The organism is Pseudomonas sp., from assembly GCF_030690725.1.
Taxonomy (GTDB): domain Bacteria; phylum Pseudomonadota; class Gammaproteobacteria; order Pseudomonadales; family Pseudomonadaceae; genus Aquipseudomonas.
This window is the reverse complement of the sequence record NZ_JAUYGD010000036.1, coordinates 98,649-108,246: the sequence shown is the minus strand read 5'-3', so window position 1 is coordinate 108,246 and position 9,598 is coordinate 98,649. Positions and strand designations below refer to the sequence as shown.

9 protein-coding genes and 1 pseudogene are annotated in these 9,598 nt (G+C 61.6%); 4 read left to right on the top strand and 6 right to left on the bottom strand.

Annotated features, from left to right (window positions below):
- On the top strand, positions 1-253 hold a 253-nt coding region (locus Q8O69_RS09205), incomplete at its 5' end, for a transposase (protein WP_305591469.1).
- A 348-nt stretch (positions 254-601) separates the two neighbouring features.
- Here the strand turns inward: Q8O69_RS09205 and bglX are convergent.
- Positions 602-2,896, bottom strand: a complete 2,295-nt coding sequence (bglX, locus tag Q8O69_RS09200) for a beta-glucosidase BglX (protein ID WP_305591467.1) — start codon at positions 2,894-2,896, stop codon at positions 602-604.
- Between the two features lie 195 nt (positions 2,897-3,091).
- Positions 3,092-3,553: an isoprenylcysteine carboxylmethyltransferase family protein gene (locus tag Q8O69_RS09195; protein WP_305591465.1), complete on the bottom strand. Its 462-nt coding sequence runs from the start codon at positions 3,551-3,553 to the stop codon at positions 3,092-3,094.
- A 263-nt stretch (positions 3,554-3,816) separates the two neighbouring features.
- Between Q8O69_RS09195 and Q8O69_RS09190 the strand changes: the two genes are divergently transcribed.
- Together Q8O69_RS09190 and Q8O69_RS09185 are read left to right on the top strand one after the other, a co-directional pair.
- The gene (locus Q8O69_RS09190; RefSeq protein ID WP_305591463.1) at positions 3,817-4,089 is read left to right on the top strand and encodes a CopG family ribbon-helix-helix protein; all 273 of its coding nucleotides are present in this window, start codon (positions 3,817-3,819) and stop codon (positions 4,087-4,089) included.
- Entirely contained in the window at positions 4,089-4,364 is a 276-nt protein-coding gene (locus Q8O69_RS09185) for a type II toxin-antitoxin system RelE/ParE family toxin (RefSeq protein ID WP_305591461.1), read from the top strand. Before Q8O69_RS09190 ends, Q8O69_RS09185 begins: the two co-directional genes overlap by 1 nt.
- Before the next feature lie 94 nt (positions 4,365-4,458).
- On the opposite strand, the gene Q8O69_RS22180 is transcribed toward Q8O69_RS09185, so the two are convergent.
- A complete protein-coding gene (locus Q8O69_RS22180) occupies positions 4,459-4,674 on the bottom strand; it encodes a DUF6884 domain-containing protein (RefSeq protein WP_371136080.1) in 216 nt (71 codons plus the stop codon).
- A gap of 41 nt (positions 4,675-4,715) precedes the next feature.
- Here Q8O69_RS22180 and Q8O69_RS09180 point away from each other — a divergent pair.
- Positions 4,716-5,030 (top strand): annotated as a pseudogene (locus tag Q8O69_RS09180) (IS4 family transposase); the annotation flags it as partial.
- A 330-nt stretch (positions 5,031-5,360) separates the two neighbouring features.
- Here Q8O69_RS09180 and Q8O69_RS09175 read toward each other — a convergent pair.
- The 3 genes from Q8O69_RS09175 to Q8O69_RS09165 are packed head-to-tail and all read right to left on the bottom strand — an operon-like array spanning position 5,361 to position 9,580.
- Positions 5,361-7,385, bottom strand: a complete 2,025-nt coding sequence (locus Q8O69_RS09175; protein ID WP_305591459.1) for a nitric oxide reductase activation protein NorD — start codon at positions 7,383-7,385, stop codon at positions 5,361-5,363.
- A complete protein-coding gene (locus Q8O69_RS09170) occupies positions 7,386-8,213 on the bottom strand; it encodes a CbbQ/NirQ/NorQ/GpvN family protein (protein WP_371136079.1) in 828 nt (275 codons plus the stop codon).
- Complete coding sequence (locus tag Q8O69_RS09165; protein ID WP_305591457.1) at positions 8,210-9,580, bottom strand: cbb3-type cytochrome c oxidase subunit I; 1,371 nt, start codon at positions 9,578-9,580, stop codon at positions 8,210-8,212. Before Q8O69_RS09165 ends, Q8O69_RS09170 begins: the two co-directional genes overlap by 4 nt.
- Positions 9,581-9,598: the final 18 nt, after the last annotated feature.

Sequence of the window (9,598 nt, the reverse complement as noted above, 5' to 3'; positions counted from 1 at the left end):
CGGACGAAAGCCGAAGGACCTGCCCGAGTTCCAGTGGATCAACACCGTACTGGGCAACCTCAAGACCAGTCTGAGCGGGAGTTACCATGCATTCGACTTCCGAAAGTATGCGGCCCGATATCTCGCCGCTTTCACCTATCGATTCAATCGCCGATTCGATCTCAGCACACTGCATACGCGCCTGATCGTCGCCGCTGCCCGCTGTGGGCCGCACCCGCAGCGGGTGATTCGGACGGCTGAGGTTCATTGCTAATCAGGTTAACTGTTGAGCCAGATCGCAACCTTGTGGGAGGGGCTTTAGCCGCGAAACAATGTCAGTGTTTCGAAGATTTTCGCGGATGAAACGGAACGCCGCCCGGCCGCTCCTACAAAAACCTTATCTCTCATGCAACAGATAACGGGTACATCGCCATTTTTTAGTCGATTGCTGACCTAATGCTCGACCTGTCGGGGCGGGGGCGCCTGGCAGCCGCGAATTTGACGGCCGATGCGGGGCGTCGTCCGGCCGCAAATGGCGTACTGTTCCCAGCGCTTAACCGCCGAATCATCGCCCACAGGCCGAGTCGACCCTGGCCTGTGCCTGCTGCGGCCCTGATGCTCGCTACAGCAGCTCAAACCGTTGGGTCTGCACGGTTTGCGAATCCAGGCCGATCTGCACCTCGAATTCACCCGGCTCGGCCAGGTGCTGCAACTGCGCGTTGAAAAACTTCAGGTCCTCGTCATTGATGCTGAAACGCACCTGGGTCTGTTCGCCGGCCTTGAGCGTGACCTTGCGAAAGCGCTTCAATTCCTTGACCGGACGCACCACGGAAGCCGCAATGTCGCGGATATACAGCTGAACGATAGTCGCGCCGTCACGCGCCCCGGTGTTTTTCAGGGCCAGGCTGACGTCGAGGGTGCCGTCGCGTGCCAGGCGGCGGCTGGAAAGCTGCAACTCGGAAAGACTGAAATCGGTATAGCTCAAGCCATAGCCGAACGGATACAGCGGCCCGTTGGGTTCCTCGAAGTACTGCGAGGTGTAGTTGCCCGGATGGCCCTCGACAAAGGGACGACCGAGGCGCAAGTGGTTGTAGTAGGTCGGAATCTGTCCGACCGAGCGCGGGAAGGTGATGGGCAGCTTGCCGGACGGGTTGTAATCGCCGAACAGGACGTCAGCAATCGCATGACCGCCCTCGGTGCCGCTGAACCAGGTTTCCAATATCGCGTCGGCATTGGCCTGCTCCCAGTTGAGTGCCAGCGGCCTGCCATTCATCAACACCAGCACCAGCGGTTTGCCGGTCTTCTTCAGCGCGCGCAGCAATGCCTGCTGGCTGGGGGGAATGTCCAGACGTGTGCGGCTCGACGATTCGTGTGACATCCCCCGCGCCTCGCCAACCGCTGCGACTATCACATCGGCCTGTTCAGCGGCTTGCAGCGCTTCGGCGATCAACTCGGCGGGCGGACGCGGGTCCAATACGACCACCGGCTTGTCCTCTTTGAGGAAGTTCAGATAGTCGATAATGTGCTGATCATCGGTCATGTTCGCCCCCAGGGCGTAAATTACGCGCGCCTGTTCGCCCAGCGCCGCGTTCAGGCCCTGGCGCAGCGTTATCGACTGCGCAGCGTTACCGGCTGCCGACCAGCTACCCAGCATGTCGATGGGCGAATCCGCCAGGGGGCCAACCAGGGCAATGCTGGCGGTCTTTTTCAGCGGCAGGGTCTGCTGGTGATTCTTCAACAAGACCATCGACTGGCGCGCCACGGCCCTGGCCTCGGCGCGATGCAAGCGGCTTTCGGCGTGGACGTCAGCCGGGTCTTCGGCAGCGATGCCGATGCGCCGGTACGGGTCATGGAACAAGCCCATGTCGTATTTGGCACCGAGCACTTCACGCACGGCATTGTCGATCTCCTGCACCTTGACCTCACCCGCGCGCACCAGTGCGGGCAGCTCCTGGCGATACAGCGAGTCAGCCATGCTCATGTCGATTCCGGCCTTGATCGCCAGCTTGGCGGCCTCGCGACCATCCCTGGCAATCCCGTGGCTGACCAGTTCGCTGATCGCACCGTGATCGCTGATCGTGACCCCAGTGAAGCCCCAATCGCGGCGCAGCAGATCCTGCATCAGCCAGGTGTTGGCGCTGGCCGGCACGCCGTTGATCGTATTCAGGGCGACCATCAAACCGCCCGCACCGGCGTCAACGGCAGCACGGTAGGGCGGCAGATAGTCCTGATGCATGCGCATCGGGCTCATATCCACCACGTTGTAATCGCGCCCGCCCTCGACCGCGCCATACAGGGCGAAGTGCTTGACGCTGGCCATCACACTGTCGGCGGCGCTGGGCGTTGCCCCTTGCAAGGCTTTGACCATGGTTTGGGCAATCTGCGAGACCAGATAGGGATCTTCGCCAAAGCCTTCCGAGGTGCGCCCCCAACGCGGATCGCGGGTGATATCGACCATCGGCGCGAAGACCATATCGAGGCCGTCGGCGCTGGCCTCGATGGCGGCGATGCGACCGCTCAGGGCAATCGCCTGCAAATCCCAACTCGACGCCAGCGCCAGGCTGATCGGAAAAATCGTGCGATGGCCATGGATCACGTCGTAGGCGAAGAACAGCGGAATCTTCAGCCGGCTGCGCTGCACCGCGGCGTCCTGCATGGGGCGATTGTCGCGGCGCGTGACGGTATTGAAGGTGCCGCCGATATTGCCGGCGGCGATCTCCTCGATAATGCGCGGGCGCGGCATATCCCCGCCGATGCTGATCAAGCGCAATTGCCCGACCTTTTCCTCGAGCGTCATCTGCGTCATCAAATCGGCGATGAAGGCCTGTTTGTTGTCCAGCAGGACGGGAGAAGCCCCGGCCAGCGCCGCGTGACTGGTAAAGCAGGCTATCAGGCCAAGCAGATACAACCTGTTCATTCGATGCTATTTCCTGAGTGATGCAATGCTTGGACGCCACGGGGGCACATGGGTTGGGCTGCGCGATTGATGTATAACCGTGCCAGACGTTGGCACCGCCCAAGCGCCGGTCATGACCCGCGCAGGGTGTGCCGTGCGCACCAGCCAATCATCAGCAACGCGGGCAGGCTCTGACCGGTTGCCCGGCAGTATGGTTCACAACCAGCGGCGAACTCTGGATTTATAGTGATCAAATTCAGCGCCGAACAACGCCTCAAGCGCACGCTCCTCCACGGCAATCTGCAAGCGGTTCATATAGAGGGTGAACCCCAGTACCCCAACCAGCGCCCAGGGCGAGGCAAGAAACACCGCCCAGGCAACGAGAAACAGGGCAAAGCCAAGGTACATCGGGTTGCGCGAAACCCGGTAGATGCCCGAACTCACCAGCGCCGATGCCGTCTCCGGTTTCAGCGGGTTGACCGTGGTCCTGGCCCGGCGGAACGACAGCACACCCGCCAGGCAAAAGAACGCGCCAAACGCCAGCACCGCTAGCGTGATGGCTATACGCAGCGAATCGCTCACCTCGATGCCCGGCACAACGCTTGAAAGCCCCCACATAAACAGCGCGAACAGGGTCGCGACCAGGGGCGGTGGAATCCTGTTTTCAAGTGCTTGCATAGGCTGTCCTTGGATGGGGTTAAGGGTGCAGGGCATGATTGCTCCCACATGTTAGCCGGGGCAGGCCGGTCAGGTCGTCATCAGGTTAGCGGGCGGTCAACCTTGACAATGCACCTTGACCATAAAAAGTTAATCACTATGATTAATTTGAAATCAAAATGATGAATGCCAGCGCAAATGAAGACGCATTGCGCCAGACAATCGCCGCTCCTGAAAGTGGTCTGTCGTGCCTGTCTTTCGCGCTTACTTAAGGAGTAGCAACCATGGCACATACTGCCGAAACTAGAGTAGTCACCGCGCACGTCCCACTGCAGCTTGCCGAGAAGGTCGATCAGATGGCCGCTCGCCTGGACCGCTCCAAAGGCTGGATCGTCAAGCAGGCCCTGGCTGCCTGGATCGACCAGGAAGAAGAACGCAGCCGCTTGACCCGCGAAGCACTGGCCGATGTTGACGCCGGTCAGGTCATCGATCATCAAGCCGTCCAAGCCTGGGCCGACAGCCTTGGCACCGACACTGTGCTGCCGGTCCCGCGCTGATGGAGTTGAAGTGGACCGGCAAGGCGCTCAATGACTTGGCCAGGCTCTACGAATTTCTGGCCAGCGTGAACAAGGCTGCCGCTGCGCGCACGGTTCAACAGCTCACGGCCGCACCGATAACCCTGCTGAGCAATCCGCGTCTTGGCGAACGACTGGAAGAATTCGATCCGCGCGAGGTGCGACGTATTCTGGTCGGGCACTATGAGATGCGCTACGAAATTCAGGAATCCGCCCTCTACCTGTTGCGCCTGTGGCATACCCGCGAGAGTCGATAGCAAGGGTGTGCCGGGGTTAAAGAGTCGTAGTGCTACTTCACGCCGGGTGTCCGATTGTTCACTGCCCCTGACTGTTCTCTTCGTCTGCTGCTCGTCAAGGGCAATTACGGGACAGCCAGCCAAGTTGCTCTCCAATACGTAGCCCCTGCATAGGAACGACACTCGCAATACCTGCAGCCTTCAACTGTGGCGCCAAGAACTCCCGGTAGCGTTCGCCCGCCAAAAAGACAGCTCGGTTAATGCTGGGTGCGCTCGCAATGGGGCTCTGGTAAACGGCCAGCGCCCATGCCCGGCGATCCTCAATGGCCATCCTGTTAAATGTCTTTTCGTACGGGGCGATTACCGCTTCTGGTTCAACAAGGTTTCCGAGACGTCAAAAGCGAGCATTTAGGCTTTGGACTGAATCTGCACCGCAGTCGCTGTGCCAAGCGTATTGAAATACTCCTGTTGATTGCGGCCCTGGCTAATTACCTGGTCTTTTTACTTGGTTTAAAGGCCCGCCTGGCAGGCTATGAGCAACGCTTTCAAAGCAACAGCCTTGAGCACAAGCGGGCGTTATCGCTCTGGCGATTAGACGTTGAATATTACTGGATCGCAGAGGGCGGCAGACTGGCCAACTTATCGAGAACTTTAGCGCTCTGTGGCTTGGCGATCTACTCGCTGTAGATCTGCAACTTATTGAATAAAAAGGAATTACATCCTTAAGTCAGTGCCATTCCACTCTGACCCCATTGATCTGCATTGATCATATGACTCCATTGATTAGAGCCAGTAACCGTAGGATGGGTGACAACCCATCGCCGCGATTGATGGGTTATCACCCGTGATCCTTGAGTGCCCCAGTTTGCTGCGCGACAGCGCGGTATCGAAGACGGCGAGCGAACTCCTACGAGGTTGTGGGTTGTTCAGGCTCGGCGGACACTGGCAACTTCGCTCGCTGCCGTGATGCTTTCCGCTGCCGTCTAGTGGCCATGCGCGCCCCTGTTGCAATCGAGCTCATGCCGATACCAGTCGTTTGATCCATTCCAGCAGCACCCCGGGTAACAACTCGGGCTTGGGCAGCAGGGCGTATTGGCGGGGGCCGAACACCGCCGGCAGGTAGTTCGCGGCCTGGCGGTCGATGGTCAGGCAGAAGGGGTAGATGCCTTGCAACTTGGCTTCGGTCACCGCCTGGCGCATGTCTTCCACACCATAGCGCCCCTCATACTCGTCAACATCGTTCGGTTTGCCGTCGGAGAGCAGCAGGAGCAGCCGGTGTCTGGCCGCTTCGCGCATCAGCAAGGTGCTGGCGTGGCGGATGGCGGCGCCCGCCCGGGTATAGCGTTCCGGTTCGAGCGCGGCGATGCGCCGACCGACCTCGTCGCTGTAGCGCTCATCAAATGCCTTGAGCGTGCGTAGCGTGACCTGCTGCGACCCTTCGCCGGAGAACGCCAGCACGCTATAGGGTTCGCCCATGCTTTCCAGCGCCAGACAAACCAGGAGCAAGGCTTCGCGCTCGACATCGATGATCCGTCGATGCTGGGAGAGCCAGCCGTCGGTGGAGCCGCTGACGTCGATCAGCAGCATGATCGCCATGTCACGCCTGGTGCAATGCTGCGTCTGGTACAGCGCCTGCGGCATGCTCAGGCCGGCGCGGGCCTCGGCACAGCCATCGATATAGGCTTCCAGATCGATATCGTCGCCATCGAGTTGCTTACGCAGCCTGACACGACTGGCACGCAACCTTTCGAATTGCCGGCGGATGGCATCGAGCATCGAACGGTGGGTCTCCAGAGTCTGGTCGACCCATTGCTGCGGGCCGTCCTGGGCGCCGCACAGGCGCACAGTCGCGCCCGGGTCGCGGTAGGTCTGGCTGCGGTAATCCCATTCGGGGTAGCTGATCCCGTCGGCTGCCGGGGCCTCGGCGTTGCGCTGAACCCGCGTTTCTGGCGGCTCGTCGGCAAGCAGTACTTCCTTCGGCCGGCCCGGCGCGACCACCAGTCTGGCTTCGTTCAGCTCCGCCAGCGAGTCGGCGAAATCGGCGGCTGGGGTGGCGGTGTCCCGATCCGTGGGGCGCGACATGCCCATGGGGTCTTCGGCATGTTCCAGCGGCTCGCCGGGTTGCACCATGCTCGGGCCCTGTTCCTGGGCGTCATCCTCGCCGGCATGAGCCTCGCGCACGTTCGGTCGGCGCGGCAGGCGCGCGCTGCGCGGCAGGGCATCGGCTGGTTCGGTTTCGGCGCCGACAGTTTTCGGCAGTTTCAAGGCGGTTGCCGGCAAACGTAGATCGCCGGTCCAGGCGTCACACAACAGCGGCTGGGCGCCGAGCCTGCGGGTTTGCTCAGCCGACATAAGGCGTGCCGCCAGCGCCTGCGCCTGTTGCAGCGAGTCGGCCGCTGTCGCCGGTATCGGCAAATGCTCCAGCGGTTGGCCGCATTCGCTGCGCAGCAGGGCACGCAGGAAACTTTCCAACGGCTGGCGCTGGCTGGAGAAGGCGCGCATGGGCGGGCGATTGGCCAAGGCCTGCTGACGTAGCGCCTGCAGCGAGACGGTAAGCCCCGGCAATTGCTGTACAAGATCGCGATCTGCAGCCCAGGCTTCGAGAAGCAGATAGAGGCTGCGCTGCAGCGGATCGTCGAGAACATGCAGGTGGGCGGCGCTGCCGCGCTGGGCGCGCATTGCCTGTTGCAGGGCGAGGGTGCGGTAGCGCGCCAGGGCGAGCGGGGTATCCGCGCCGTCCAGTTGTCCCGGCAGCCATATATGCACGCCATCGGTAGCAGGAACGGCGGTCTGCTGGCGGGGTTTTTCGTTACGCCGGAACAGCTTTACCAGCAGCGTGGGTGGCAAGGGCGGTTGCGCGACACGTAGCGGATAACTGGTGCCGAACAGGGCCCTGATCAGCAGATCGAGGCGTTGCGCGACATCTGCCAAGGTGACGACTTTCGCTGCGTTCGCGGGACTGTGGTGGCGCCGCCACAACGCCTGGGCATAGACCGTGGCATGCCGCGCGACATCGGTGATGACATCTTCGGCTTCGGCCATTCAGATGAATGTCAGGTCGACCAGGTCGCGCATGGCGCCGACCAGCGCGGCATCATCGGACAGCGGTGAGATTAGCGCAGCCCGGCAGGCGATGGGGGCGGCGATGCCGCTGCTGATCAGGCGTGCGCTGGCGATCAGCAGGCGCGTGCTGGGGACTTCCGCCAGGCCGCGATCCTGCAGGGCACGCAGCCGCTGCGCGAGCGCGACCAGGGCGTGGGCGGTGGCGTGGTCGGTGCCACCTTCGTGCATGACGATGGCGATCTCGCGCTCGGCCGGCGGGAAGTCGAAGTCCAGTGCCACGAAGCGCTGGCGGGTACTCGGCTTCAAATCCTTTAGCATGCGCTGGTAGCCGGGGTTGTAGGACACCACCAGTTGGAAGTGCGGCGAGGCTTCGACAGTTTCGCCGGTTTTGTCCAGTGGCAAGATGCGCCGGTAGTCGGTCAGCGGGTGCAGCACGACAATGGTGTCCTGGCGCGCTTCGACCACCTCGTCCAGGTAGCAAATGGCGCCTTCGCGCACAGCCCGGGTCAGTGGGCCTTCCGCCCAATGGGTGCCTTGCTGACCGATCAGGAAGCGCCCAACCAGGTCGCTGGCGCTCAGGTCGTCATGACAGGAGATGGTGATCAGCGGGCGCTTGAGGCGCCAGGCCATGTGCTCGACGAAGCGGGTCTTGCCACAGCCGGTTGGTCCTTTGAGCATGATCGCCAGTTGCTGGGCATGGCATTGCTCGAAGATCGCCACCTCGTCACCGGAGGGCTGGTAATAGGGCTGTGCTTCCCGCAGTACGGACTCCGCGCCAGAGCGGTGCGACAGCGAATGCTCCATCATAAGGCAGCATCTGAGGTCGGCGGCGTTGCCAGAGCCGGATCGGGCTCGTCGATAACGAAGCGCGGCGCATGGCGGAAGAAATCGAAGATGAACAGCCCTACACCCAGGGCGAAGAGAGACGCAGTGGCCACCAGCATCAGGAAGTGCACCTGGATCTTCAGTTGCACGTCCAGGTAGCCCATACCGAGGATGCGTTCGAGGTAGACCTGGGCGATGCCGGCGGTGGCGAATGACAGGGTCATGCCGAACATGCCCGCCAACTGCAGCCAGAACGCCCAATAACCGATGCTGCTGCCTTCCTCGTTGCGCCGGGTCATGCGCGGCAGGGCATAGGTGATCATCGCCAGGATGATCATGGCGTAGGCTCCGTAGAAGGCCGCGTGGCCATGCATGGCGGTAATCAGGGTGCCGTGGGTCCACTTGTTAACGTCGGGAAAGGTGTGGGCCAAGCCCAGGAGACCGGCGCCGAACAGGGTGAAGATCGCACTGCCGAGGGTCCAGTGCAGCGCCAGTTTATTGGGGTGGGCGAGCCCGGAACGGCGTAACGCGTTGTAGGCATATATCGCCATGCCGGCCAGCGCTGCGGGCTCCAGCGCGCTGAAGACGCCTCCGATCGGCAACCAGTAACCCGGCACGCCGACCCAGTAATAATGGTGTGCGGTGCCGAGGATGCCGGCGATGAAGACCAGGCCGACGATCACGTACAGCCATTTTTCCATCACTTCACGGTCGGCGCCGGACAGACGTATCAGCAGGTAGGCGAGGAAGGCGCCCTGGATCATCTCCCAGACGCCTTCGACCCACAGGTGGATGGTCCACCAGCGATAGTAGATGGAGACCGTGTAGTTCTCGTAATGCAGCAGGGCCGGAACATACAGCACGGCGGCGCTGCCCAGGCCGAGCAAGAGCACGCCTTCGGTGGTGGTGAAACGCCCGGATTTCTTGATCGTCATGCCGATGTTGTAGAGGAAGATCAACATGCAGATGACGATCACGAGCTTGTGCGGCAGCGGTTGTTCGAGCAACTTGTTACCGGTGCCATAGCCGAACAGGTAGCCGATGATCGCGGTGACGCCCATGGCCGTCCACAAGCCGAGCTGGATGTACGCCAGCTTGGTGCTATGCAACTCGGTGCGTGACTCGTCGGGCACCATCCAATAGGTCGCGCCCATAAACCCGGTCAGCACCCAGACGATCAACAGGTTGGTGTGGATGACCTTGGTCACATCGAACGGCAGGAACTGTAGCAGCGGGTCCGGCCCCAGGTACTTCGCCGCCGAGAGCAGACCGAAGACCAGTTGCAGGCCGAACAGCACCATGGCGACGGCGAAATACCAGTAGGCGACGGATTGAGACTTGTAGCGCATGGTCATCCCCTGCGATCA

Bases quoted from the DNA above. Each gene is read 5' to 3' on its own strand.
- bglX (WP_305591467.1), bottom strand. From the start codon at position 2,896: ATGAACAGGTTGTATCTGCTTGGCCTGATAGCCTGCTTTACCAGTCAC.
- Q8O69_RS09195 (WP_305591465.1), bottom strand. From the start codon at position 3,553: ATGCAAGCACTTGAAAACAGGATTCCACCGCCCCTGGTCGCGACCCTG.
- Q8O69_RS09190 (WP_305591463.1), top strand. From the start codon at position 3,817: ATGGCACATACTGCCGAAACTAGAGTAGTCACCGCGCACGTCCCACTG.
- Q8O69_RS09185 (WP_305591461.1), top strand. From the start codon at position 4,089: ATGGAGTTGAAGTGGACCGGCAAGGCGCTCAATGACTTGGCCAGGCTC.
- Q8O69_RS22180 (WP_371136080.1), bottom strand. From the start codon at position 4,674: ATGGCCATTGAGGATCGCCGGGCATGGGCGCTGGCCGTTTACCAGAGC.
- Q8O69_RS09175 (WP_305591459.1), bottom strand. From the start codon at position 7,385: ATGGCCGAAGCCGAAGATGTCATCACCGATGTCGCGCGGCATGCCACG.
- Q8O69_RS09170 (WP_371136079.1), bottom strand. From the start codon at position 8,213: ATGATGGAGCATTCGCTGTCGCACCGCTCTGGCGCGGAGTCCGTACTG.
- Q8O69_RS09165 (WP_305591457.1), bottom strand. From the start codon at position 9,580: ATGCGCTACAAGTCTCAATCCGTCGCCTACTGGTATTTCGCCGTCGCC.